We start from the raw sequence: 24,433 nt of genomic DNA, 5'->3' as shown, positions 1-24,433 counted from the left end.
GGGCATCAGGCTTTCATTCCGACTTTTTCTCCAAAAATCCCGTAAGGTCTAAAGATCAGGAAAAGGATCAGGAACAAAAACGCAAAGCCGTCTTTATAAGGTCCGGAAATATAGGCGGCGGCAAAGGTTTCCGCGATGCCAATCATCAGGCCTCCGATAATGGCGCCTTTGACATCGCCCAACCCGCCGACGATTGCGGCGGCAAAAGCTTTCAAGCCGATGATCGCGCCCATCGTATGGCTAATCATAAACACCGGAGCAACGAGAATGCCGGCCGCTCCTCCCAAGGCCGCGCTATAGATGAATGTCAGCGCTTGCATATGGGAAACCTTAATGCCCATCAGTTTGGCGGTCTCCGGGTCCTGTGCAGTAGCCTGCATCATTTTGCCCAATCGTGTTTTTTCAAATAACAAGTACTGCAGAATCAGCAGAACAATCGCGCAGCAAAGGATCGCAAGATACTGGACGGATACGACGATGTCTCCGATGTTGATCGTGTCCGTTGCAAATAAAGGCGGCAGCTTCAAAGGCACTGCGCCATAACCGAGCAGGAAAATATTTTGAATGATCATGGAAGCGCCGAGCGTACTGATCATTACCGCCAAGAACGCTTTGTTCCGTTTGGCAAAAGGACGGTAAACGGTCAGCTGAAACAAGTACCCGATTCCGCCGACAATGAGCGTCCCGAGAATAAGGCCAACCCATATTGGCAGATTAAGCGAAACCACAAGGGTAAAAGCGACGAATGCACCCATCATCGTAAACTCGCCCTGGGCGAAGTTCACCACATTCACGGATACATAGATCAACACAAATCCCAGCGCCACAAGCGCATAAATGCTTCCTATCGCCATCCCGCTGACCAGAAGCTGCAGGGGCATATTGAACAGTTCCATAAACTTCCCCTTCCTCGAGTATCGGCCAAATCCGGCGGCATGGGCCGCCTGCCGAATTCAGCCTTTGGTTCGCTTTATTTTACGGTTACAATTTCACCGTTTACGACCTGAACGACAGTGTAGGAGTGCAGGCCGTCGCCGTTTGGATCAAAGTTATATTCCCCTTCAACCCCTTTATGTCCCTTCACGGCTAAAATTCCCTCGCGGATCTGATCGGGAGAAGTCCCTTTTTCCGCCATGACTTTGGCCAGCACATGCAGGGCATCATACACCCAGCCTGAAAATAAATCCGGCACATCCGTATATTTCTGTTTGAAGTTTTCAACGAACCTTTTGGTCTCCTCGCTTTGATCCAGCGCAAAATCATTCACACCATATATCCCGTTTAATTTGTCACCCGCCAATTTGAGCGTCGTCGTCTGGGCCCCCGCCGCTGAAGAAACAAATTCCGCCTGAATGCCAAGCTGTCTCATCTGAACGACCAATTGGGCCACATCCGCGGAAGCCGTCATAAAGCCGTTGATGACGTCAGCACCGGACTTGCGGATGTTTTCCAGCACCGGAGTAAAATCTTTGGTATTCGCGGTATAGCCTTCAATAAGGACCGGCGTAATTCCCTTATTCTTATATTCAGCGACCAGCATGTCTTTGCCCGCCGTGCCGAATGCATCGGTATCATACACAATAGCGACCTTCTTTTTCCCTAATTTGTCCGTCGAGAAATCGACAATCGTCTTGGCGGAATAAGCGTCGCTCGGTCTGAAACGGAAAAACCATTGGTTTTTCAATTCGGTGGTTAAATTGACATTTGTGCCGCCGATCATGACGGGAATGCCTGTTTTCTTGGTGATTTCATTGATGGAGAGCGCATTGGTGCTCGTGATCGGACCGATGATCGCCACGATATCCGGGTCGGAGATTAATTTTTGAAATGCGGATACCGTACCGTCGTTCGTACCGCGATCGTCCTCGACCACCAGTTCTATCTTCTTACCATCTACACCGCCGGCCCCGTTAATCTCGTCTAACGCAATCTGAGCGCCGCGTTTTTTAAACTCGCCGGTGAGTGCGGATTTGCCCGTCAGGTCGGCAACCATACCGATTTTAATCACTTCGCCTTGATCACCTGCGCCTCCGCTACTGCTTCCGCATGCGGATACAATGATCATGCTTGCCGCCAAACACATACCCAGTATTGCGCGAATCCGTTTTTTCAATGGTTACACCCCTTCTGACATCACTTATTTTTTAATCGCCTGCTCCGACTTTTTTTCACAACTGTAGAATATGATAAGTTATACCTCACCACCCTTTGTTAAGCGCTTTCAAATTGGATTTTATAGATTATCGATTAACGATATTATTTAATATATTCCGACTTCAATTTTTTGTCAATTGTTTTTTTACAGCACAATGAAGGCTCTGTTTTTATTCAAATATTCCCTTTTAAGCTAAAATATGCTTTAATTTAATAAAGTAAGGATAAGGAATGCGGTTTGAAGCGGCCAAATATTGGGCGGAAATGGTTCCGCCCTTTTTGCTGTTGGCTATTCGCATCCCGCTTGCGGGAATATTCCTGATTCCATTTGTGCGGAGAAAATATGTTTGGTACCGCCCGAGTCCCAAACAATGACTGCTTCTGATCCTTATTGGAACCACATCCATTTTCTTTCACCAAATCTTAGGGCACAACAAAAAGGGGATGTCCCATAAGTCACCTCGGTGACTTATGGGACATCCCCCTGAGCAGTCTATAACTTTGAACGTTATAGACTGCTCTTCTCTTGCAATCCGACAACTAGACAAGCCTCAAAAAAAGGCTTGCCTTCCGTGGATTCCCCTCTGAAATAAATGCTTCCTTCGCTTAGATCCGACCTTAGCACCAGGATGTCGTCTCCCATTCGCGCTTCATTGTGGTATGTAATCCGAAAGTTGTGCAGCGATAGTTTTAACTCCTCTTCGTCAAGAGCATCCAGGCAAATATCTGCGTAACGGGAATTGTTCAAATGTCCGTTAGCATCAATTCCGCTGTAGCGCACCTGCATCCGATAAGCTTCGGAAAGCGGCACATCCGGCGGAACCTGCACTTTATCGGGCACATCGCCAATGGATTCTTCGGCGTGAACATCCAGCCGATACGGAAACGCGGAGGGACGAAGTATTTTTCTCTTTCCCACATCGACAAGGGCCCATACCGATCTGGATTGGATCATCAGGTTCCCGTCCGCATCCCGCACGCGGTAATCCCGTAACCATAATACCCCCTTCGTTCCCTTATTCCAGGTTTGGATAGAAACCGTCTCCAATATCCGGGGCATTCGCTTGAACTCGATGTCCAAAGTGATCAGCATCCAGCCCATTCCGCTGTCCTTCATCTCCTGCCAAAGAACTCCCATATCGTCCACATGAGCATCCGCTGCTCTTTGCATTAAAGCCAATAAAGAGGACAGGCGGCATTGGGCCCTGAAATCGGTATAATCCGAGCTGATCTTATAGTCGTCCTTCCACGAGCCCCGCATGGTTCATCCTCCCTTTTTCCCAAGCCAGTACAAACAATTCGTACCGACGGTTTTCCGGAAACGAATCCAGCTTCCCAAAGTAACGTTCAATCGCAAACATTTGAGACTTGTGCGCTTTTAGCGCCTCCGCCTTCATGGGCCACTGTTGTTCGGTATCTATGACGATGGAGGGCTTGTAACCGTTCTCCATTAACGTACTGGACATGGCATAATAAAGCCGGCCTACCGACGGGCATCTTCCGCTTAATACGGCGGCCGTTGTCATTTTGGATATGGTCATATGATCAGGATGGAAGTTTCCGCCGTCTGCCGGAAAGGTGAACAGCATCGACGGTTCATATTTATTTACGAAGTTGACGATGCCGTCAATAAATATGTTTTCATCCACGGTATTCGATTTGCCGTCGGGAAACCCTAGATGCTCGACTGCAGACAGTCCCAGGATTTCGGCAGCCTTCTCCATTTCTTTGACCCTGACCTCAGCCAATTCCCCGTTGCTTAAATGGCTGGCGTAACCGTTCTTTTGACCGGCATCCCCTTTCGTGGCCAGGAGAAGAACCGTACGATGACCTTGATCCGCAAGCTGCCTGATCAGGCATGCACTCAGAAAAGTTTCATCGTCGGGATGAGCATAGATAAACCCTACGGTTTGACTCATTTCATCAGCCTCCTTACATTATTATATTCCATGAAGGCGTTGAAGTCATGCTACGAAAAAATCCGCCCCTTTCCAAGATAAGCCGGAGCCTCTCTTTAAAGCAGGGCGGATCGTATATTTTATACCTCAAGAAGATAACGGGCTGCCGGTAAAGTCGTTTGAGGCGCTACCCGCGGGTGAAATAGGGCACCCGTTTAAGGAAAATGCTTTCCAGCTTCTCTACGATCGGGCCGTCTTTCTCGGAATCGCTTTTGACCTTCTGCCATTCGGGATCGCTTTGGAAAGCGCTAAATGCCGCTTCGCGTGCTTCCTTATCCGCAAATTCAAGGACATAATAAAGCCGGTTATGCTCAGGGTTGATATCCTCCCAAAAATCGATAACCTTGATACCGTGCTTTGCAAAAATACGCAAGGTGTGATTGGAGAACCGGTCGTTGATTGCCTGCATTTTTCCTGGATGAATATGGTAAATACGGAGTTCATAAAGCATATCACATTTCTCCTCTCAATAATAGGTCCGGCCAAATCACGTTGTTTGCGCATTCCAGGTCAGGTCATCAGGATTTGTCCTTACTTGTTTTATTATAGACGACTTTCTCCGCCGGGCAAATAACCAAAATTCATAGAAGCTGCAGCGCCTTACACAAATTTTCCGTTACGGTAATCCTCGTAGGCTTGACGAATTTGCTCCATCGTGTTCATGACGAACGGGCCGTGGGCGACGACGGGCTCGTGCAGCGGTTGTCCCGCGTACAACAAAGCACGGAGCCTGGTAACGGCCGTGATCTCAACCTCGCTCTCGCGGCTGCTCCCTGCAGAACCCAGCCACAGGACCTGGCCCTCACTGGCTTTTGTACGTTCCTTCCCGAACAACCCTTCCCCTTCCAGAATATATATAAAACCATTATAGGAGCCGGGCAGATCCTGCTTTACGGAGGCATCCGGTTCTACATTCAATTCCACCATCGTAATGGGAACAACGTTTTTCGTCGGGGACGCTACACCGCCCGATGAGCCCGAGAATACGCGGATCGTCGCTCCTTCCTCCACCCGCAAGGGCATATCCGCGCTTCGAAGGTTCTGATATCGCGGCTCCATCATTTTATCCCCGCTGGGCAGATTAACCCAAAGCTGAAGGGAATGAACGGTTTCACCCTCGGCAGGATCTTCATTATGAATCACTCCGCGCCCGGCCGTCATCCACTGTGCGTCGCCGGGGAGCAGCTCGTCCTTTCCTGCGGTTTGGCTATCGTAATGCTCAAGCCTTCCCTGTATCACATACGTAACGGTTTCGATGCCGCGGTGTGGATGGTTATTGAATGAGCCTCTTTGAAACCAGTCCTCGGCAAGCATCAGGAATGGATCATATTCCTGCCAATGCCCCGGCTCCAGGATGAAGCTGTTCTGATGAGTCGGACTAATCCGGTTTTTCTTCGCAGTCCAGACACGGTGAATATCCCGCTGGAATACATGAGCTTGATCGTTCATGAACGGATGCCTCCCTTGTTTGTTCGCATTAGTGGTTGATCGAAAGCAAGGTGTTAGGATCATTATAAAAATATTACTTACTTTTATCAAGTGACTATATAATATTCTGCTAATTGGATGGCGTTCTTAGGAGAAGATGCTCTCTCCGCCCGGAAAAGGAAGAAGCCGAACGGGCAGCATGCCGTCGGCTTCTTCGTTATGTATTAAGATAAGTGCTAGAATCTTCTTTTTCCCATAATAAACGTTTTTCTCACTTTTTTAACGGCCAGCGGAACCTGTTTTTTACTTTGTTCCATCATGCTGCTGCATAGCGGACAGCTGGGAGCGGCCTCCGTTACAAATTCATCCCGGATCCAGGCGTTGCATTCGCTGTCTTTGCATTTCCAAATCTGGATTTCCTTCATTTCTTGTGTCTGTGCCTCAGAAGTCGATGTTGACATACTTGTGATTAACCCACCTTCCCAAAAATGTTGACTATTTATTATGGTACACATGAGGGCCAAAATGCAAGTCCCTTACCCATTTATTTCACAAGTGCGATCATAACAGGCAATACGATAAAGGAAGCAAGCGTGGTCCATAGAATGCACTTCGAAACGACCCTGGGCGAGGCGTTAAATCTCTCCGCTAAAATCACCGCATTGACGGCCACGGGCATCGAAGCCAAAAGCAGCATAACCGAAAACAAGATGCCTTCGATGTTCAGTACATATAACACGAAGCAGGCCACAACCGGGGCCACGAGCAATCGTACCGTCATCCCCATCCAGAACGGGGTCTGCAGCTTTGCATCCATCTCGGCGCTCTTTACGCTGACCATTTGCGCCCCTAATATGACCAATACCACCGGGGAATAAGCCGCAGCAACCAGCGAGACCCCTTTTTCAATTCCCGCCGGCAAATCCACGTCTAAAGTCCGCAGTGCGACTGCCAACATCGCCGCATAAATCGCCGGAAGTGAAAATACGGATTGAATGGCATTTTTCACAGAAAACTGGGAACGGGCGGCAAAATAGATCCCTATCGTATTCACGATAATCATTTGGATAATGACGTAAATCGATGCTTTTTCCAATCCGAGCGTTCCAAAAGCGAGCAAAACGAGCGGAAGCCCGTAATTCACAGCATTCGTGAATGTAGAGATTAAAGTCAGGCCTGCGATTTCAGAGGAGGACCATTTCAGAATTCTGCCTAATCCATTGGCAACGGCCCACATCAATATCAGATTGAGAATACAGAAGGCAAGCGTCTTGTAGATGTCGTCAAAAGAAAGATTCGCACGATTCAACGTATCCAAAATCAGAGCCGGACTTAAAAAATATAAATACAGGGTCATGAGGGGCTTCGTTTCCAGATTTCTGTACCGTCCCAGGAGGGCTCCCGCAATAACGGGAACGGACAGCGGCACAATAACTTGAAACAGAGTTGAAACAACCGTCTGAAACATGCCGGGCATCCTTTCTATTAAGTTCAATTCCTACTCAATATAATACCACTAACAAGCGTTCGTCTAAGATGAATTTTCAATAAGCCCGATAGCTGCGTCCTATAAGAAAGAGCTTCAAGAATAATAATTTCATTTAAAGAACACATTAATATCCGTTAATTAAAATAAATGGAGGTTAGGACGATGAACAAATCGCGAGCCAGTGAGATTGCTTCTTCTCCTGTTATGGCCAATGTCACTTATCAGGGGGTTCCCATTTATATTCAACAAGTAGATGAGCAGACAGAAACAGCCAGGATCTACCCCCTCAACGAGCCTGAAAATGAACAAAGTGTTCCATTAGACCTTTTGGAAGAGCATGAGGAATAAAACCTTGATTTGAATGGGCAAGGAAGAAGCCGAATAAAACAGCAAAATAAGCATAGCCACGCCGGAATCACGGCTTACTGGCTATGCTTGCTTTTTATCCTGGGGGTTCAGAATGGATTATGGACTTTTGGGGACAGATGCCGGTTTAGGCGCAGATATCGGATGCTTCATAGCATTCGCTTTATCTCTTTTGCGGGATGTGGCCAGCACAACGCCCCCGACTATAAATATAGATCCGAAGATTTGAATGGCGGTCACCGGTGTGCCCAGGAGAACAAAACCGGCGATCATGGCTACAAAGGGTTGCAGATTCAAAAATATGGATGCTTTGCCCGCACCTACACGCTTGAGCTGCATGTTCCAGATTAAACCGCACAAGCCCTGCATCACAATAGCCGTTGCGATAAGCATCACCCAAGCCCAAAGATGGGGACTGACATGGTTTAAGGGCTCCTTGATGACCGCTACCGGGATCACCATACCGGAACCGATCACAGTCGAATATACCGTAGCAACAAATGGATCGATCCGCTCTGTCAATTTACGCATCATGATGATGGATACGGCAAAAGTAAGCATAGCAAATAGGATGTATACAGTGCCTATAGAAACATTCAACCCGTCGGATTTCCCTACTACAAAGAATATGCCCAGAATCGCCACGATGGACCCTGCGATCATGCGCCCTGTAATGGCTTCCTTTAAAAACACCGACGCCAACAAAGCGATCGTAATCGGTGCAAGGGACAGGATCAGTGAGGCTGTTGTAGCGTTAACCGTTTCAAGCCCAGTAAAAAAAGCTGCCTGATTGAGCAGCGTTCCGATAAAGCCCAGCGGAATGAGCAGCAAGTAATCCCGCGGATTCAGGTACTTCAGCTTTTTGGTGCTCCATGCATAAGCGACAAGAAATAAGGACGTCATGGTCAATCGAAGTGCCGCTAGAAGCAGGGGCGGAAATTCATTCACCAATATCGAACCGAATACAAAATTGCTCCCCCAGCAAGTAACGCAAAAAAGCAGGAGTAGATATGAACGAATCATGAACCGTTTCGTCTCCTCATCTAACAAGAAATAAACCGACACTCCGAATCATACTCCCGTTTCCAGGTCCTGTCGAACAAGGAAAATGACTCGGAAAACGGATTTAGCCTTGGATTGGTTCATAAATCTTCATTATCTCCCCTAATCGGCTTATTGCTAGCTTGTATGCGTTAAAATATATGCAGCCCGTTTCCCCTGCCATTTCAGCTTTGTTTTGGTCTTCGGTACAGCTTCTTAAAGCTGGTCCAAAAAAGAGAGGCGAGGAGGATCACCAAACCTGCGGCAGCCAATACATCATAGGCGGAAGTTCCATGCATTTCAATGTGCGGACCCTCCGGCCAAACATGTCTTCCGGCAAGCTCTAACCCGATAAAAATCATAATCGACCAGAGAGCAAGGCCGAAAATCATCCAGACCGCCGCCTTGTTCGGCTTGAATGCCGTTTTGCGAAGTACAATCCACATGACACCGATGACGGCCAAGGATGCGATAACGTATCCGACGAGGTCGTAGAGCGATAGCAGAAGCGTACCGCCGAAGCCTTCAATCAGCTTCCATTGGAGCAGCAGGAGCGGAATCAGAAACATAAGCTTGACCCGCTCCCGCATCGTGCGTTTGGGAATTTCCTTCATTAACTCGTCGCAATAGGATTTGGGATTTGTTCCAAACACATCTTCAGAGGATTTTATAATAGAACACAGTTGATGCCGGAGGTGCCTTACTTGAACTCGTCGGCTTTTTCCGAGTCCTCCTAACGTTATTCCACCGTGTTTACGTTTGCGATCGCCGTATCGAACGTATCTTTTTTGGGAATTGCCGCTCCGGTGTGGTCTCTGGTGTTCGGCGTGTTTTCGGCGAAAATATTGGGTGAGGGTATATATTTTAGAGAAGCGAAAAAACGTTAGAAAGACCGCTGGAAGGAAAATAGGGATTACCCCAAGCTGCAAAGGCTGAGGGGCATCCCCTTTTTTGCTGCGATATTAGTGATGCAGAGCCGCATGACGCTTAAAGTGGTCTTCGATGACAAGGCAGGCCATGGCTTCGACTACAGGGACAATTCGCGGGCAAATGCACGGGTCATGTCTCCCCTTCGTCACAATGACTTGTTCTTCTCCGCTGGTACGGATCGTTTGCTGTGGGACAGATATCGAGGAAGTCGGCTTAACGGCAACCCTGAAGATGATTTCTTCCCCGGTGCTGATTCCTCCGAGAATGCCCCCCGAGTGGTTGCTTAAGAAACCGGACGCGTTCATCTGGTCGTTATGCTCGCTGCCCAGCATTCCGGCTGCCTCAAATCCGGCTCCGAATTCGATTCCTTTTACAGCGCCGATCGATAGCATCCCTTTGGCAAGATCCGCATCAAGCTTGTCAAACACCGGCTCTCCCAAGCCGGGGATCATCCCCCGAATCCTGCATTCCACAATGCCGCCGCAGCTGTCCCCGATCGCCGCCAAAGCTTCAATTATCTCTATCATCCGAACCGCCGCTTCCGGGTCGCAGGCTCTGACCGCATTGCGTTCGATTTGATCCTCAATAAAGGCGGCGCATTCGATTCCGCCAATGGCCTTCGTATAGGCTACGACGCTGACGCCTCTGCGCTCAAGCAGCTTGCGCGCCACGGCACCCGCAGCCACTCTCGCGGCCGTCTCTCTGCCCGATGCTCTGCCGCTTCCCCGATGATCCCGGATGCCGTATTTTTTCAAATACGTAAAGTCGGCATGCCCCGGCCGGAAGGAATGCTGAATATCGCGATAAGCCTCGGGTCTCATATCTTTATTGTATAACGTGATAAAAAGCGGCGTTCCTGTCGTTTTGCCCTCGTAGACCCCGGATTGAATATATACCTGGTCATATTCCTTGCGGGGAGACGTTACGGAGGACTGCCCCGGTTTTCTCCGGTCCATTTGAATCTGAATGTACTGCTCGTCTATTTCCACTCCGGGCGTAACCCCGTCAATAATCACTCCGATCGACTCTCCGTGAGATTCCCCAAACGTCGTGATTTTCAGAAAATCACCGAACGAACTTCCTGCCATCGCCTTTCCCCCTTGGTATTTTGAATCCTTTTGACACCTTCGACTGGTTCCATTATAATTTCACTCATGAAATAAATGAAATCACAATATTTTAATCATGTCATAGAGGTGTTCTATATCAAAACAGTAGCGATGGAGTGGTATCGCATATTTCTGTATACCGCCAAGCTCGGTAATTTGACCAAAGCCGCACAAGCGCTTCACATTACCCAGCCTTCGGTTAGTTATGCGATCAAACAATTAGAAGAGACTCTGGGAGTAAAGCTGTTCGATCGTCTTTCCAAAGGGGTGAATTTAACATCGGAAGGCCGCGCTCTGTTCGAATATGTGGAACAGTCCTTTGCCCTGCTGGATGCCGGAGAGAAACGAATTCAGTCTCTCAGGCGCCTGACAGCCGGCGAGCTGCGGATCGGCGCAAGCGGACCGTTCATTAGGCATCTGCTGCTGCCCGCACTCGATCAGTTCCATGCCGATTATCCCGGAGTACGTATCCGTCTTTCCCAAGGCAAAACCGCCGATATCGGAAAAAGATTAAAGGACGGGCAAATTGAATTGGGTCTCGTCCATCTTCCCGTGGATGATCCCGGCCTGGAGGTGAAGCCGCTGCTGGACATCCAGGATTGTTTTGTCGTAGGGAATGCCTATCGTGCGCTATCCGGACAGCCGATTACAACCGGACAATTAGCGGAAATCCCGCTTCTCCTGCTGTCTTCGGAAAGCAGCACCAGACTATTCGTGGAGCAGTGGCTGTACGCACAGGGCTATAAGGTTGAGGCGGACATAGAATTGAACAGTATGGAGATGCTGCTTGAGCTGGCCCGGCGCGGCTACGGCACCGCCTTCGTGACCCGGTCCTTTGTCCAGCAAGAACTGGATGCCGGACAGCTGTTCGAGCTGCAAACGGTCGAGCCGATCCCGCCCCGTGCCGTTGGAATAGCCATGCTGCGCGAACATTCCCCGTCTCTCATTGCCGCACGGTTTATGGAGCTGCTTACGGCTTCTTGATTCGCTCGCGCCGCTATACACAACAAATCCCGACCATTCAACAAATGAATGATCGGGATCACGTTAACGATTTATAAATCAAGCGTTCTGTACAGCGATCTTCGCCTTAAATTCTTTGCGGCGGCGGTGCAGGATCGGCTCCGTATAACCGCTTGGCTGGTCGTATCCTTTAAACACCAGCTCGCAGGCAGCCTGAAATGCCACGGAGTGTTCAAAGTCGGCAGCCATCGGACGGTATGCGGGATCACCGGCATTCTGCTCATCCACCACCTTGGCCATACGTTGCATGGTCTCTACGATCTGCTCCTTCGTACAAATCCCGTGGTGCAGCCAGTTAGCCATGTGTTGACTGGAAATGCGCAGAGTGGCACGATCCTCCATCAGCCCCACGTTATTAATATCCGGTACCTTGGAGCAGCCAATCCCCTGCTCTACCCAGCGAACTACATAGCCCAGAATCCCTTGTGCATTGTTGTCCAGCTCCTGCTGAATTTCTTCTGGGCTCCATTCGGGGTTTTCGGCTACGGGAATGTCCAAAATATCATCCCGGAAATCTTTAATCGCTTGCTTCAATTGATTTTGAACTTCCGTTACATTCACTTGATGGTAATGGAGGGCATGCAGGGTAGCCGCTGTAGGGGAAGGCACCCACGCCGTATTGCAGCCGGCCTGCAGCTGGCCGATTTTTTGCTGCAGCATATCCTTCATCAGGTCCGGCATGGCCCACATCCCTTTGCCAATCTGGGCACGGCCCTGTAATCCGGTTGCCAGTCCGATGCTCACATTCGATTTCTCGTAGCTTTGCAGCCACCGGGATGATTTCATCGCGTTTTTCCGAATCATAGGTCCCGCTTCCAGCGAAGTATGAATTTCGTCTCCCGTACGGTCCAAAAACCCGGTATTGATAAACACAACGCGATCCTTTACTTCGCGAATACACGCCTTCAGGTTTAGAGACGTGCGACGCTCCTCGTCCATCACCCCGATTTTCAGCGTATTGCGTTCCAAATCGAGCAGATCTTCCACACGGTCAAAAAGCTCATTGGCAAATGCCACTTCCTCGGACCCGTGCATTTTCGGTTTGACAATATAGATGGAGCCCTGGAGCGAATTCCGGTACAGGCTGTTTCTTAAAAGATCATGCTTGCCGATGAGACCCGTTACAACCGCGTCCAAAATCCCTTCGGGAATCTCCTCGCCATTGCGGTCCAGGATCGCATCAATCGTCATCAAGTGTCCCACGTTACGGACAAACAACAGGGAACGGCCGGGCAAGGTGAATTCCTCTCCTGCAGGAGACGTGTATGACCGGTCGGGATTGAGCGTCCGTGTGACGGTTTTATTTCCTTTCGGGAAGGTAGCGGACAAGTTCCCCTTCATCAGCCCCAGCCAATTGCCGTATACCAATACCTTGTCCTCGGCGTCGATAGCGGCAACCGAGTCTTCACAATCCATGATCGTCGTTAACGCAGCTTCCAGGAGAATGTCTTTCACGCCAGCCTGATCGGTTCGGCCGATTGGATGGTTACGGTCGATTTGAATCTCAAAATGCAGCCCGTTATTTTGAAGCAATACGGCCGAAGGGTCCTCGGGACTTCCCTGATACCCCGCAAGCTTGGAAGCATCCTGGAGTCCGGTAGTCTCTCCGCTGCGAAGCGAAACGGCCAATTGCCCCTCAACGATCGAATACCGGACGGCTTCCCGATGTGAAGACTTTGCTAACGGAGCCGCTTGATCGAGAAAATCTCTGGCGTAGGCGATGACCTTCTCGCCACGAACCGGGTTGTAATCCGCTGTACGCTGAGCTCCTCCTTCGTCATCAATCGCATCCGTTCCGTACAGAGCGTCGTACAGGCTTCCCCAGCGCGCGTTCGCAGCGTTAAGCGCATATCTGGCATTATTGACCGGCACAACCAGCTGCGGACCCGCCTGCCGCGCAATTTCATCGTCGACCTTTTGGGTGGTAATCTGAAAATCCTCTGCTTCCGGCTCCAGATAACCGATTTCCTGCAAAAACGCCTTGTATTTTTCGAATTCAAACTCTGCTTTATGTTCCTTATGCCATTCATTTATCAATCGCTGGATTTCATCACGTTTTTTCAATAACGCCTTGTTTTTGGGTGCCAAATCATGGATCAAGGATTCAAAACCGGACCAGAACCGCTCCTGATCCACCCCGCTGCCGGGTAAAGCTTCGGAATTAATAAAGTGATAAAGGGCCGGAGCAACTTGAAGATTTCCTGTTTTCACATATTGTACCATCATTCATTCTCCTTTACTTATCAAATGATTGATTAGCTCTCACTTGAATCCTCGGCCTTCCAACGGCTCGTGAAGATCTCTCCCGTCGATTCACGAACGAAATCGTTTGCAGCTGTGCCTTGTCAAATCCCGGCATCATCACTATCCGCCCTCCTTGTTCATTATTTTGAACAACGTTCTTTATTTAGCCTTGACATCATCTTCCCACAGTTTTTAGTTTGTGTCAATGAGTTTTCAGCAAAAAAAAAACAATCATCCCTTTCCCTCTCTGGCTTGGGATCGGAATGATTGTCAGACTGTGGCTTGATCTGATCATTCATCTTACATACTTGTTGACAACCGCTGCCCTAATGCGCGAATTTCACGGATCGCCTCTTCTCTCTTTCCTTCCCAGTGATGGATGGGCATGGAGCAGCTGACCGCCGCGATAATCTCGCCGCTGCGGCGGCGAACGGGTGCAGCCACACAGCAAAATCCCATTACCCCCTCCTGAATGTCCAAGGAATATCCGTTGCGGCGGACCGTTTCCAGCTCCTGCAGGAACGCCTCCCGGGAGCCGATGGTATGCACGGTAACTTTATGCAGCGTTTCCTGCGGAAATATGCGGCGGACCTGTTCGGCATCCATGTCGGACATCAGAATTTTTCCCAAGCCCGTCGCATGTGCCGGGAACCGGACCCCGGGCCCGGATACCATTTGTACCGGAGACGGCGCTTCTAATTTGGCCAGATACAGTACATCGCTCCCATCTAAGCGAGCCAGCTGAACCGATTCCTGAAGCTTGCGCATCACCGGCTCGGCGGTTCGCCGGAATTCTTCAACAAGGTCGTACTGGCGGAAATAAGCACTCCCGAAATCGCCCAAGGCGCTTCCAAGGGCATAAGTCTCGTTGCGGTCCCGGTGGATCCAATGCAAACGTTCCATGGTCAGAAGAAGAGAGTACAGCGTGCTCTTGCTGATGCCCAAATGCTTGGACAGGTCGGACAGCTTCCATTTGTAGGGCTCCTCGGTTAGCAGCGTCAGTACCGCATGCGCCCGATCCAGAGCCGGAACGGCATATTTTTGCTCCATGAGTTCACTTCCTTCGATATAATAAACGTTATTCGGTATTTTAACTTGTATGATGTTAAGCCTATCACGGCTTCGGGCAACAGTCAATGTACTGATCTTTATAACGAATGCCCGGGGCGTGATGGGTGCGGCCGCCGCAGAAGACAGTTTGTGCAACAGGGTAATGCTGTCCCGAAAGAGTCGAATGGGTATGGAACTGCAGAGGGGAAACGTATGGGGAGATCCGGAGGAATGGTACCTTTTCTTGGCTGGCATGAACAAGCTTATACACAACAGACATAAAGAAATGAGAAAACTAATCCATTTCAATAAAGGATATGAAGCCGTCTTGGCGGCAGGCCGGCCAATCGTCCGACTCTCTGCACAAAGCCACAAAGCCCGACAGAGGATGCCGCTCCACCGGGCTTTGGTCTCCGTTATCTTTGAGCGACGGCCGCCGCTCGTTTAAGGGCCATGATATAGCCTGCATGCATCGCCTCATGACAGGTGCCAAACAGCAGCGCTTCGTCATGCCGCTTGAAGTCTTTAAACGGAACCGTGATTTGCTGCTCCAGCCTTCCTTGCAGACGCTGCCGGATTTGGCCTGGCTGTTCCTGCAAGAGCTTGATGAGAGACGGCAAATCCGGAGGGGCGGTTTGCCAGTCAGCCGGTTTCGTACCGTTGAGGAACATGTTCATCAACTCCTCCGGTAACCCGAGCGGTTCTCCGATTAAACGGTATGCAAACCTCTCCTGAGTGGTCAATATGTGCCCCAAATGCCAGCGGATGTTGTTGTTGAAGCCTTCCGGTATGATATCCGCCTGACTCTCGGACAACCCGGTAACGAGCTCTAATGTACGGCTTCGATGTAGTTATATCTGGTTGAAAACGATGTGCTCCATTCGATTCTCCCCCTGAACCGCCAAATTGGATGATGCTTCTTTACCATAGTAACCTGCCGCAGACTGAAGGGCAAGCTGTTTTCTTCCGCCGCTTACGGTTTTATTCCAATCCGGCCGAACGCCGGCGCGAAATCTTCATGCCGGTCAATTTGTTCTCCGTAACCGCCGAATAATTGGGCCAATTCCGCGAAGTTCGGATTCGTCAGCAGCGTTCCGGCAATTCGCCTGGGATACTCCCGTTCCTGATGATCCGGATGGTACCGTACATACTTTTTCATTTCGATCCCACTCCTTTTTCATTCGAAGTATGATCCGTAAGCTTCTTTTCATAAACGAAGGAAACAACCGGTTATATCCCCCCGTTGTTTCCTTTATCATTTAAGACTCGATTTCAATAACGATATAATCTTTTTCCAAAGAAACCGGGAACGTCTCCGCTATATATGGCCCTTCCCGCATTTCCGTTCCGGCATGCTCCGCCAGCGAACATCCCGCCTCTACCTTGGCCTCGTACGTGCGAACCCGGGTTTTTACCGGATCGAACCAGGATTGGCCGGTTTTGACGTCGAACTCCCATTGGTGCCAGGGGCAGCGGAGTATTTCTCCTTTTCGGGAATAGCTGTAGTTACCCCGGCCCCGTGATTGAACAAATCCGCTCAAAACCCCTTCACAAAGCGGTGCGCCCCCATGCGGACAGCGGTTGCGCAGAGCGAAAAATTCGCCGTTCACATTGAAAACACCGATCGAGCGCCCTCCTGCATTCACGATTTTTCGTTTTCCGGGAGGAATTTCATCTACCGTTGCAACTACATATTTTTGTACTTTAGTTTGCATCGTCACGGTCCTCCTTATCGGAAAGTCGGTAGAACGAGCGGGCGTTATCATAAAAAATCTTTTGCTTTAACGCCTCCGGGAATTTGGGCGGGAACGTCAGATCCGGCGCATCATAATCCCAGTGGGGATAGTCTGTCGCAAACATCAGCATCTCGTCCGAGCCCAAATGCCTGATGACCTGAAGCAGATATTCGGACACCGGCGGCTCCTCCATCGGCTGCGTCGTAAAACGCATATGTCCGCGGATATATTCAGACGGCTTACGCGTTAGGAAAGGCACTTCCTCGCGCAGACGCTTCCAATGCTTATCCAGCCTCCACATCAGCGAAGGCACCCAGGCGAATCCCCCTTCCAGCATCACCGTCCGCAGGTTCGGGAAGCGTTCAAAAACCCCTTCGCATACCATGCTGATCACCTGGCATTGAAATGCCTGCGCCATATTGGTATGGTCCTCGATGTAGTACGAAGGAAACCCGGAGGAGGTCGTTGCGTTACCGCCTAATCCGCCAAAATGAACGGCGATCGGCAGACCGTGGCTTTCCGCGACTTCATAAATTTTCCAATATTTCCGCCGGCCCATCGGCTCCCGGGTACGCGGCATAATCAGAACCTGGACAAAACCGGGATGGCCGGCGACCCGGTTGATTTCTTCCACCGATAGTTCGGCATTCTCGTACGGGATGACAATGGAAGCGCGCAGCCGCGGCTCCTTATCGAGCCATTCGGCAATCTGCCAGTCGTTGACCGCACGGGCCAGCGCAGCGCCGTATTCGTCGTTAAGCTGCTCCCCGACCCGGTACAGGCAGTTGAGAATGCCGCACTCCAAATTCAAGGGATCAAGCAGCTGCTCCCGCATGAAGTTGAGGTCGGAGCCGGGGATCTGACCGTTAGGAGGCCAGGAGTCCGTCCGCGTTCCGCCCGGATTGCCCTTGGGATAAGGGATATTGTTGGTGAACCCGTGGTAGCTCCGCAGGCCGACCATGTCCATATAATTTCTCCAACGCAGAGGAAGATATTGCTTCAGCACTTCATTGGAGGGAACCTCATTATGAATATCGCAGTCGATGAAACGGGCCCCGGTTTTGCGTTTGGGCTCTTTCACCAAGGAATTGAACATCGTCATGCTTCTTCCTCCTTACGGTTCATACTCACTTGACAGGATCAGAAACGGTACACCGCACGGGCGTTTTCCGTCAAAATCTTCTTCGCCACTCCCGGCGGAAGCTTGGCCGGAAGCGCCTCTTCCTTCGTATCGAAGTGCCAGTGCGGATAATCGGTGGAAAACAGCAGCATGTCATCGGATCGCAGTTGGGCCATGGTTTGCAGCAGGTGCTCGGGCACCGGCGCTTCATCAAGCGGCTGGATCGTCAGACGGAAATGTTCCCGGATCATCTCCGAAGGGAGGCGGTCCACCCACGGCACCTCCCGGCGCAGGCCCTTCCAGTTCTTGTCGAGCCGCCACATCAACGCCGGCAGCCATGTGAAACCGCTTTCTAACAGCACGACCCGAAGTGCGGGGAACCGTTGAAACACGCCTTCGGTGATCAGACTGACGATCTGCGACTGGAAGGCTTGCGCATGGCTGACATAATCCTCAAGGTAATACGAAGGCCAACCGACCGGCATCGTCGGGTAACCGGTCATCCCGCCGGCATGAATCCCAACCGGCAGCCCATACTGCTGGGCCGCCTCGTAAATCGGCCAAAAATGCTTTTTGCCGTAAAGCATCTCGGAGCGGACGAGCAAAAGCACCTGGACAAAACCGGGGTGCCGGCCCAACCGGTGAATTTCCTCCGCCGCCTGTTCCGGATTTTGGCTGGCGACGACCATCGAGGCGCGCAGCCGCGGCTCTTTATCGAGCCATTCGGCAAGCTGCCAATCGTTAACCGCCGACGCCATGGCTTGCGCCCAATCCTCATTGTGGATCATCTGAACCCCGTAAAGACAATTAAGAATGGCATACTGTACATTCCACGGATCCAGCACCTGGCGGCGCAAGGTATCCAGATCCGAGCCCGGCGGGTGGCCGGAGGACAGCTCTGAGCCCGGTCTGGCCGAAAGGGCTGCCCCCTTCGGATAATAATTGGGCTCCAAGCCTTTGATTCCATGCTCCACGATATAATCGCGCCAGCGGTCCGTTAAGTACGGGAAAAGGGCTTGTATCGAAGGGACCGCATGGTGAACGTCGCAATCAATGACCCCCGTTTGGATGAAATGGGTAGGATGTTCCCGCATCATAAGTTCATCCATCGTATACGCTCCTTTGCTTTTGAGAATCATCATCGTACTACATTCAGTATATATGATTTATTGTATACTTGTATACAATCAAATGCGGTTTTTCTTTCTGTTTTGTATGCGGATCAAACGGTTTCTGCATTAACCCAACTTATCGATTAACACGATCAACAAACTGTAAGTTGCCCATAAGCCGATACATCCAACAATACCAAGAATGAGATTTTCCCACCATTTATTCACATAATCCGGTAACATCATGCTTTTACGGGAGGTCATAAAAATAATTCCCAAAATAATGATCGGCGCGGTAATGACAGCCAAGCTGTTGCCTACGATCGTTAGAGTGACTAAATTGGGAGCAAAAGGCATGGAGAAAATAAGCGGCACAAGAAGAAGTCCCCCAATCGAAAACCATTTAAACCGGGGATCCTGTTCGGGTTTTTCATATTTCTCTCCCCGTTTGGTCGAGAGATGTACGCCATGCATTAACAGCTTAGTGAATCCGACAGAAAACGTGGGATAAGAGGTGAAGCAGACGAGAAACACGGTGATCCACAACAGAACCGGTCCAATGGGCCCCACCGCTTGTGCCATCATTGCAGCCAGGTCGACTTCGTTATGAATGACTTGCCCTTGACCGTACATGGTTTCGGCAGCTACAATCCAGATAGCCAAATTAATCACGATGATTGCAACGATACCGGTAAGGAGATCCATGATTTGCAGTTTACGCTGCCGAGGTCCTTTCCACCCTTTGTCGTTCATCAAATAGGGATACAGCAGGTTTGCAGCGGAGCCTCCGACAGCCCCGATAATCGAAACGGCGATAAGCAATGCGCCAAACGCATCATTATTGGCCGGTATCCCGAAGCTCAGACCTTCGATAAAGGCTTCCGCATTAATGCCGGTGTTCCATATGGCGTAAATAAAAGAAAGAATAATAACAATGCAAGCAGTGCGCGCTATAAATTCAAGCGCTTTCAATTGACGCTTCCGGGTTGTCACATAAATGGCCAGACCCACTCCGACAAGAGACCAAAGAAAACTGTTACCCGCCTGGCCGAACAAGTGATGTAAAGCTACACCCGCTCCACGAATCATATAAGATACGTAAACGAAACCCATGATATAAGCCGAGACGCCCAATACAATCGGAAACCCTTTCCACACGCGGTAAAAACCGTGAAAGATCGTTTCGTCTCCATGACGATTACACAATTGATACTTAGCGAGTGCATTAACAAAGAAATAGCGGCAGAATAACGCAAGGCAAAGCACCCACATCAAGTCATATCCGTAGTTGGCGCCGGATACGGACGAGTCAACCAAATCCCCTGTTCCAAGCCAAGCGAATGCAACGACTAATCCGGGCCCCATGCTTCTCAACGTTTCCAAAAAGCCTCCGCCCTTCGGCTGAAGCTCCAATTTTTCCACAGGTTTTGCCATACGCTATGCCCCTTTAACCAGTTATTGGTATTTTCCATGATACTGTGCATACAAATTATTGGCAGTAAGCGTTTCCATTTTTTTTGTTACCTGTTGGATCAGCCTTAAAATTCAAGTTCATTAGACCCAATTCCGTAACCGCTTTCACTTCAAAACTCAGGTTTTCTCCTTTCTCTAGTCTTTTCAAAACGCAAACAATCCTGCTGAAAATTTAAAGCTCCCAAATGAATGCTTATATGGTTTGATCTATATATATGCACCTCCCAACACAATAGTATACTTGTATACATGAATATAACTTTCCCTTTCTGTGCTGTCAACAATGATTGTGAGATCATAGGCAAGTTGTGCAATAGTATTTCATGGTGTAAAATATTAACACAATTTGATTAGGAAGAGGTATGACTATGGATAGCCATTTAACTCTCATCACATCCGATTTTACTCTCGAGCCTTTGGATTATTCCTCATCTTACATCCCTCTTCGTGAGGCGGTATATCAAAAACTCAAAACGGCCATCTTGGACGGTACGTTAAAACCGGGACAGCTGTTGAGCGAAAACCAGATCGCCGATAAACTTTCCGTCAGCCGCACGCCTGTCCGTGAAGCGATCCGGATTCTGGAGACGGAAAACCTGGTCACGTTTTTGCCTGGAAGAAAAGTTGTTGTCACGATGCCTACGCTCCAGGATATCCATGAAGTGTATGAGATTCGCTCCATCGTCGAAGCGGAAGCTCTACGAAGAATTACATCCAGTCATCCCGTGATCCGGCAAATGGAAGAAGCGATCGAGCGTGGGGAAGAATACCGCATGCAAGGGAATCTGCAAAAGCGGGGAGAAATGAACACCTATTTTCATCTCTCGATCATCTCTGCCCTTGAAAACCAACGGGTTCAGCAGTTCATTGATTCCCTTCACGATACGATTTCCCGTTTTCGCGTGTATTATCTGACTTTAGAGTGGGCTGTCGAGCGTGAAGACGAGCACAAAGAAATCGTTTCGCTCATCAAGCAAGGGAATACGGAACAAGCCGTAACGGTCTTAAAAAAGCATTTAGCCGTCTCCAAGGAAAATTTGGTTAGCGTATTTACCCAAAAATAAACATGGATCTCTGTCGAACCGGCTGATGAAAAACGATAACGGAAAACAATTTGTATTTTATTGTATACAAGTATACACATCTTTGTGTATACTGAGAATTAATTATTTTACATCCTATCAAGCGAGCAATTCGTTCTATCGGCTTCTGACAAGTAATTTCATTATCGGTAGAGGTGGGAACCATATCACGCTATAGTCAGATCGCTCGTTCTATCGTCTTCACCTTGGCTGTTATCATCTTTTTGGTATATAAGATCGGGGACTTTCATCAGCTGGCCCCGATGATTTCCATTTTGTCCATCATTGCGATTCTGTTATCGATCCCTGCTTCCAGTTTAACCACCAAAATTTTTGCACTATTGTTTTTGGTGACGGGGACTTGGCTTGTGATGCAAAAAGGGATCGATCCTTATAATTACCTATACATTTATGGCGATATGCTCTACTTGCTTTCTTTGTTCGCCATGCTCCCGTTTCTCGCCATTCCGTTGAAATTAGGCCGTTACGACCAGTCCATTGAAGAGATCTTATCCAAAAAAACGCGAAGCGTCACTTCATTACACCGTACCATTAGTTCCATTTCGTTTTTGCTCAGCAGCATTTTGAATTTGGCCACGATTCCGATCATGTATTACAGTATTAAAGGCGCAGTAGAAAAGATCGGATTGAAACATACCGACAAATTCATGTGCTTGGCCATCCTTAACGGTTATGCGGTATCCGTCGCCTGGTCCCCATTCTCCGGCGGGGTTGCCATCGCTTTGGAAACGACGAAGGTTCCCTGGTCCAGTGTCTTCTACAAGCTGTTTATCATTGGCCTTTTGGGGTTATTCCTTAACTGGTTGATTTTTTGGTTAATTGAAAGGCGTTCAGGAAGCCGTCGGCCGGAAATTCCATCGGACGAACACCATCAGACCCTATCCGAAATGGCTTCGGCTCAAGAGTCTGAAAAAGCTGTACATCAACCGTTCATTCAAAAGCCCATCGCCAAAATATGGCAGATCGTGCTTGTCATTCTTCTGCTCATTTCCGTTAACGTGGGACTAACCGGCCTATGGTCTCTGGGGCTCGTAGTGACCACATCGATTTTGGCCTTTCCCTGTGCTTTCCTTTGGGCGTTGGCTCTAAAGCAGGGAACCGCTTTTTTGGGGGAAGCCCGTTCTTACGTCATCAATAAAATGCCCGGTATGGCGGATCAGTTTGCGATTTTCCTCAGCACCGGTTTTTTTGTTCAAGCGCTCCAATATTCCGGATACAATCATTACGTTATCGAATCTATGCTGCAATTCAATCACGCAGTTGGTTCCAGCCTCTTTTTGCTCATCGTCCCTTTGATCACACTCGGGTTCGGCTTCATGGGAATGCATCCCATCACAGCGATCACCCTTTTGGCGGAAGCGATGAATCCCCTGGCGTTGGGAATTTCGGCCGAGCACTTGGCCATTGCTTTGGTAGGGGGCGCCGTTATGACGTTTTCCATCGGCCCTTTTAGCGGAACGCTGAATATGTTTTCCGTTATTATCCGACAAGGCACATTTCGAATCGCAGCATGGAACCTTCTATACACCTTAGTTTTTTTTCTCTTTTTGGCACTGGTTCTGCTGGTTATTTAAACGCCCGACCTCCAACGGTAAATGCCCAAAGGAGTTCCTGCTCCCTTGGGCTTGTCTTATGTCCTGTGCCCTGTCCGCCAAAGCACTGCTCCTGCAAAACTATGCATTGTTATAAAGAGCGCTTCTCAATTTCCCTTTAGCCCTTTTCAACGCATTATCGATAGATTTATTACCCACGCCATGCAAGTCAGCTATTTCTTTATAGACCAAACCATCCAGCAAACCCAAAACCGCTGCCCTCTCCAAATGCGTTAAATGCGTTTTTATCAAATCGAACAACTCATTATTCCTTGCCTTATTCATAAATATTTCTTCCGCCGATGGCGTGAAATGGGGGATGAGTTCATAACGGCTGGTCCTTTCTTGATCGCAGAAAGGAGTTTCATCCAACGACACGCTTTGATTTAAAATCTGCTGTTTTTTTCTTAAGGCTGCTTTTACGGCGTTGATGATATAATGCTTGATATGCATCTTCGCGAAACCCGAAAACGCCATTCCTTTGGCGGGGTTATACCTTTTACAAGCGATAAATAACCCGATACATCCGGCTTGATTCATATCTCCCCGCATGAGACCTGGAGCATAATACTTCTTGCTGCAATAATAAATCATCGGAAGATAACGACTTAGCAGAGAGTTGAATGCGCTCTGGTCGCCTTGAATTACACAAGCGGCCAACTCGGCATCCGTGAATTCATCCATAATTGAAGTCATCCTCCTGTTCTTTTGTTGATTTTATTTGCAACCGGATATCATGATCATTGGACGAACCGCCGGAGAGAAGAGAGATTTTCTCTAGCGCTTACGAGGTCGTCCTTTTGGTCTTGAATGTCGGAAATGGATAAAAAAGGACCCCAAAGGGTCCTGTGCTACCCATTGGCAACCCGGCTGTCATAGCTTATGCCTTAGACCCGTGGCTTTGCGTCCTTATCTTTCGATAAGTATGCCTTTATCAATGTCAATATATATGAAAACATTTTTCCCGAATAAAAACCGGATAGGGAATTAATACCATGTCCAAAGTAACATGTTATCAAAATAATTGTCAATAAAAACAAATTATCTTTTTAAAAATTATACAAATTTCTTATCCGTCATTTGTCCGGCAACAATTAAATAAGACAAGTTGACGGATCTCATTGCCTTATGTAATATAATCGTAATTAAAACAACCCGGGGAGAACCATGACATGGATCAACACATTGAATTGTTAATTGACTTATTCGACAAATATACGGACGAGCAAATCGCCGATTTATCCGACTTTTCTTATGAAGGCCGGAGCATGACCCGGGAGGAGACTCTGGTTGTCGTTTCTACCTTTCGGGCCTCACGCATCGCAAGAGGATATATCAACGGCGGCCGCACAAGACAAAATCAATCCGGCTAGTTTTAATAAACCGGCAAAGGCTGTTCGCAGCTCGTGTCGGTTTATTTTTTAGCAGAAAAATGTCAGCTTAGTCAGCAAAAAAAAACTACGGCGGCATGAATAACTAACAGGATCTTCCTAACGGTTTGTCGA

At 49.0% G+C, this 24,433-nt stretch carries 24 protein-coding genes, 1 pseudogene and 1 riboswitch; of the genes and pseudogenes, 5 read left to right on the top strand and 20 right to left on the bottom strand.

The window, feature by feature from the left end; all coding sequences use genetic code 11:
- Positions 1-5: 5 nt before the first annotated feature.
- From NR121_RS16160 to NR121_RS16125, 8 genes are all read right to left on the bottom strand, one after another.
- A complete protein-coding gene (locus NR121_RS16160) occupies positions 6-896 on the bottom strand; it encodes a branched-chain amino acid ABC transporter permease (protein ID WP_062409041.1) in 891 nt (296 codons plus the stop codon).
- Positions 897-970: 74 nt separating this feature from the next.
- Complete coding sequence (locus NR121_RS16155; protein WP_062409042.1) at positions 971-2,113, bottom strand: ABC transporter substrate-binding protein; 1,143 nt, start codon at positions 2,111-2,113, stop codon at positions 971-973.
- 549 nt (positions 2,114-2,662) lie between these two features.
- Complete coding sequence (locus NR121_RS16150) at positions 2,663-3,415, bottom strand: acyl-[acyl-carrier-protein] thioesterase (RefSeq protein WP_062409043.1); 753 nt, start codon at positions 3,413-3,415, stop codon at positions 2,663-2,665.
- Positions 3,387-4,073: a PIG-L deacetylase family protein gene (locus NR121_RS16145; protein WP_054817913.1), complete on the bottom strand. Its 687-nt coding sequence runs from the start codon at positions 4,071-4,073 to the stop codon at positions 3,387-3,389. Before NR121_RS16145 ends, NR121_RS16150 begins: the two co-directional genes overlap by 29 nt.
- A gap of 166 nt (positions 4,074-4,239) precedes the next feature.
- Complete coding sequence (locus NR121_RS16140) at positions 4,240-4,563, bottom strand: NIPSNAP family protein (protein ID WP_054817912.1); 324 nt, start codon at positions 4,561-4,563, stop codon at positions 4,240-4,242.
- 149 nt (positions 4,564-4,712) lie between these two features.
- On the bottom strand, positions 4,713-5,561 hold the full coding sequence (locus NR121_RS16135) for a pirin family protein (RefSeq protein ID WP_054817911.1): 849 nt from the start codon (positions 5,559-5,561) through the stop codon (positions 4,713-4,715).
- Between the two features lie 215 nt (positions 5,562-5,776).
- Positions 5,777-6,001, bottom strand: coding sequence for a cold-inducible protein YdjO-related protein (locus NR121_RS16130; protein WP_062409044.1), 225 nt, complete (start codon positions 5,999-6,001; stop codon positions 5,777-5,779).
- Between the two features lie 83 nt (positions 6,002-6,084).
- Complete coding sequence (locus NR121_RS16125; RefSeq protein WP_054817909.1) at positions 6,085-7,008, bottom strand: AEC family transporter; 924 nt, start codon at positions 7,006-7,008, stop codon at positions 6,085-6,087.
- 183 nt (positions 7,009-7,191) lie between these two features.
- Between NR121_RS16125 and NR121_RS16120 the strand changes: the two genes are divergently transcribed.
- The gene (locus NR121_RS16120) at positions 7,192-7,377 is read left to right on the top strand and encodes a small acid-soluble spore protein H (RefSeq protein WP_054817908.1); all 186 of its coding nucleotides are present in this window, start codon (positions 7,192-7,194) and stop codon (positions 7,375-7,377) included.
- Positions 7,378-7,494: 117 nt separating this feature from the next.
- Here the strand turns inward: NR121_RS16120 and NR121_RS16115 are convergent, their stop codons facing one another.
- The 3 genes from NR121_RS16115 to aroC all read right to left on the bottom strand — a co-directional run bounded on the left by NR121_RS16115 (position 7,495) and on the right by aroC (position 10,454).
- Complete coding sequence (locus tag NR121_RS16115) at positions 7,495-8,418, bottom strand: DMT family transporter (RefSeq protein WP_062409045.1); 924 nt, start codon at positions 8,416-8,418, stop codon at positions 7,495-7,497.
- A 203-nt stretch (positions 8,419-8,621) separates the two neighbouring features.
- Positions 8,622-9,089: an HAAS domain-containing protein gene (locus NR121_RS16110; protein WP_256831473.1), complete on the bottom strand. Its 468-nt coding sequence runs from the start codon at positions 9,087-9,089 to the stop codon at positions 8,622-8,624.
- Between the two features lie 309 nt (positions 9,090-9,398).
- Positions 9,399-10,454, bottom strand: coding sequence for a chorismate synthase (gene aroC / locus NR121_RS16105; protein WP_062409047.1), 1,056 nt, complete (start codon positions 10,452-10,454; stop codon positions 9,399-9,401).
- A gap of 75 nt (positions 10,455-10,529) precedes the next feature.
- On the opposite strand from aroC, the gene NR121_RS16100 reads away from it, so the two are divergent.
- Positions 10,530-11,459: a LysR family transcriptional regulator gene (locus NR121_RS16100; RefSeq protein ID WP_054817906.1), complete on the top strand. Its 930-nt coding sequence runs from the start codon at positions 10,530-10,532 to the stop codon at positions 11,457-11,459.
- A 78-nt stretch (positions 11,460-11,537) separates the two neighbouring features.
- On the opposite strand, the gene NR121_RS16095 is transcribed toward NR121_RS16100, so the two are convergent.
- The 8 genes and pseudogenes from NR121_RS16095 to NR121_RS16060 all read right to left on the bottom strand — a co-directional run bounded on the left by NR121_RS16095 (position 11,538) and on the right by NR121_RS16060 (position 20,194).
- Positions 11,538-13,721 carry a malate synthase G gene (locus NR121_RS16095; protein WP_256831498.1) on the bottom strand — a complete coding sequence of 728 codons (2,184 nt, stop codon included), beginning with the start codon at positions 13,719-13,721 and terminating at the stop codon, positions 11,538-11,540.
- 321 nt (positions 13,722-14,042) lie between these two features.
- Positions 14,043-14,792 carry an IclR family transcriptional regulator gene (locus NR121_RS16090; protein WP_054817905.1) on the bottom strand — a complete coding sequence of 250 codons (750 nt, stop codon included), beginning with the start codon at positions 14,790-14,792 and terminating at the stop codon, positions 14,043-14,045.
- Positions 14,793-15,208: 416 nt separating this feature from the next.
- Positions 15,209-15,628, bottom strand: a pseudogene (locus tag NR121_RS16085) (DinB family protein); the annotation flags it as partial.
- Between the two features lie 137 nt (positions 15,629-15,765).
- Entirely contained in the window at positions 15,766-15,951 is a 186-nt protein-coding gene (locus tag NR121_RS16080; RefSeq protein ID WP_054817903.1) for a hypothetical protein, read from the bottom strand.
- Positions 15,952-16,051: 100 nt separating this feature from the next.
- A complete protein-coding gene (locus NR121_RS16075) occupies positions 16,052-16,507 on the bottom strand; it encodes a Rieske (2Fe-2S) protein (protein WP_054817902.1) in 456 nt (151 codons plus the stop codon).
- Entirely contained in the window at positions 16,497-17,630 is a 1,134-nt protein-coding gene (locus NR121_RS16070) for an amidohydrolase family protein (protein WP_074727530.1), read from the bottom strand. Before NR121_RS16070 ends, NR121_RS16075 begins: the two co-directional genes overlap by 11 nt.
- 38 nt (positions 17,631-17,668) lie before the next feature.
- Positions 17,669-18,757, bottom strand: coding sequence for an amidohydrolase family protein (locus NR121_RS16065; RefSeq protein WP_256831472.1), 1,089 nt, complete (start codon positions 18,755-18,757; stop codon positions 17,669-17,671).
- Between the two features lie 129 nt (positions 18,758-18,886).
- Complete coding sequence (locus NR121_RS16060; RefSeq protein ID WP_054817901.1) at positions 18,887-20,194, bottom strand: Nramp family divalent metal transporter; 1,308 nt, start codon at positions 20,192-20,194, stop codon at positions 18,887-18,889.
- 407 nt (positions 20,195-20,601) lie between these two features.
- Here NR121_RS16060 and NR121_RS16055 point away from each other — a divergent pair, with 407 nt between their 5' ends.
- Positions 20,602-21,297 carry a GntR family transcriptional regulator gene (locus NR121_RS16055; protein ID WP_256831470.1) on the top strand — a complete coding sequence of 232 codons (696 nt, stop codon included), beginning with the start codon at positions 20,602-20,604 and terminating at the stop codon, positions 21,295-21,297.
- A 173-nt stretch (positions 21,298-21,470) separates the two neighbouring features.
- Positions 21,471-22,910 carry a hypothetical protein gene (locus NR121_RS16050; protein ID WP_256831468.1) on the top strand — a complete coding sequence of 480 codons (1,440 nt, stop codon included), beginning with the start codon at positions 21,471-21,473 and terminating at the stop codon, positions 22,908-22,910.
- A gap of 99 nt (positions 22,911-23,009) precedes the next feature.
- On the opposite strand, the gene NR121_RS16045 is transcribed toward NR121_RS16050, so the two are convergent.
- On the bottom strand, positions 23,010-23,612 hold the full coding sequence (locus NR121_RS16045; protein WP_054817895.1) for a sigma-70 family RNA polymerase sigma factor: 603 nt from the start codon (positions 23,610-23,612) through the stop codon (positions 23,010-23,012).
- A 173-nt stretch (positions 23,613-23,785) separates the two neighbouring features.
- Positions 23,786-23,868, bottom strand: a riboswitch (cyclic di-GMP riboswitch).
- Between the two features lie 232 nt (positions 23,869-24,100).
- Here NR121_RS16045 and NR121_RS16040 point away from each other — a divergent pair.
- Positions 24,101-24,301, top strand: a complete 201-nt coding sequence (locus tag NR121_RS16040; RefSeq protein WP_054817894.1) for a hypothetical protein — start codon at positions 24,101-24,103, stop codon at positions 24,299-24,301.
- Positions 24,302-24,433 lie beyond the last annotated feature (132 nt).

The organism is Paenibacillus sp. Pae15 (assembly GCF_024519685.1).
GTDB classification, from domain to species: Bacteria; Bacillota; Bacilli; order Paenibacillales; family NBRC-103111; genus Paenibacillus_G; species Paenibacillus_G naphthalenovorans.
The sequence above is the reverse complement of the archived record's forward strand: the minus strand, read 5'-3'. Positions and strand labels throughout refer to the sequence as shown.

Bases quoted from the DNA above. Each gene is read 5' to 3' on its own strand.
- NR121_RS16160 (WP_062409041.1), bottom strand. From the start codon at position 896: ATGGAACTGTTCAATATGCCCCTGCAGCTTCTGGTCAGCGGGATGGCG.
- NR121_RS16070 (WP_074727530.1), bottom strand. From the start codon at position 17,630: ATGACGATGTTCAATTCCTTGGTGAAAGAGCCCAAACGCAAAACCGGG.
- NR121_RS16145 (WP_054817913.1), bottom strand. From the start codon at position 4,073: ATGAGTCAAACCGTAGGGTTTATCTATGCTCATCCCGACGATGAAACT.
- NR121_RS16065 (WP_256831472.1), bottom strand. From the start codon at position 18,757: ATGGATGAACTTATGATGCGGGAACATCCTACCCATTTCATCCAAACG.
- NR121_RS16040 (WP_054817894.1), top strand. From the start codon at position 24,101: ATGGATCAACACATTGAATTGTTAATTGACTTATTCGACAAATATACG.
- aroC (WP_062409047.1), bottom strand. From the start codon at position 10,454: ATGGCAGGAAGTTCGTTCGGTGATTTTCTGAAAATCACGACGTTTGGG.
- NR121_RS16135 (WP_054817911.1), bottom strand. From the start codon at position 5,561: ATGAACGATCAAGCTCATGTATTCCAGCGGGATATTCACCGTGTCTGG.
- NR121_RS16100 (WP_054817906.1), top strand. From the start codon at position 10,530: ATGAAATCACAATATTTTAATCATGTCATAGAGGTGTTCTATATCAAA.
- NR121_RS16095 (WP_256831498.1), bottom strand. From the start codon at position 13,721: ATGGTACAATATGTGAAAACAGGAAATCTTCAAGTTGCTCCGGCCCTT.
- NR121_RS16140 (WP_054817912.1), bottom strand. From the start codon at position 4,563: ATGCTTTATGAACTCCGTATTTACCATATTCATCCAGGAAAAATGCAG.
- NR121_RS16115 (WP_062409045.1), bottom strand. From the start codon at position 8,418: ATGATTCGTTCATATCTACTCCTGCTTTTTTGCGTTACTTGCTGGGGG.
- NR121_RS16080 (WP_054817903.1), bottom strand. From the start codon at position 15,951: ATGAAAAAGTATGTACGGTACCATCCGGATCATCAGGAACGGGAGTAT.
- NR121_RS16060 (WP_054817901.1), bottom strand. From the start codon at position 20,194: ATGGCAAAACCTGTGGAAAAATTGGAGCTTCAGCCGAAGGGCGGAGGC.
- NR121_RS16090 (WP_054817905.1), bottom strand. From the start codon at position 14,792: ATGGAGCAAAAATATGCCGTTCCGGCTCTGGATCGGGCGCATGCGGTA.
- NR121_RS16120 (WP_054817908.1), top strand. From the start codon at position 7,192: ATGAACAAATCGCGAGCCAGTGAGATTGCTTCTTCTCCTGTTATGGCC.
- NR121_RS16150 (WP_062409043.1), bottom strand. From the start codon at position 3,415: ATGCGGGGCTCGTGGAAGGACGACTATAAGATCAGCTCGGATTATACC.
- NR121_RS16125 (WP_054817909.1), bottom strand. From the start codon at position 7,008: ATGTTTCAGACGGTTGTTTCAACTCTGTTTCAAGTTATTGTGCCGCTG.
- NR121_RS16055 (WP_256831470.1), top strand. From the start codon at position 20,602: ATGGATAGCCATTTAACTCTCATCACATCCGATTTTACTCTCGAGCCT.
- NR121_RS16130 (WP_062409044.1), bottom strand. From the start codon at position 6,001: ATGTCAACATCGACTTCTGAGGCACAGACACAAGAAATGAAGGAAATC.
- NR121_RS16045 (WP_054817895.1), bottom strand. From the start codon at position 23,612: ATGGATGAATTCACGGATGCCGAGTTGGCCGCTTGTGTAATTCAAGGC.
- NR121_RS16075 (WP_054817902.1), bottom strand. From the start codon at position 16,507: ATGCAAACTAAAGTACAAAAATATGTAGTTGCAACGGTAGATGAAATT.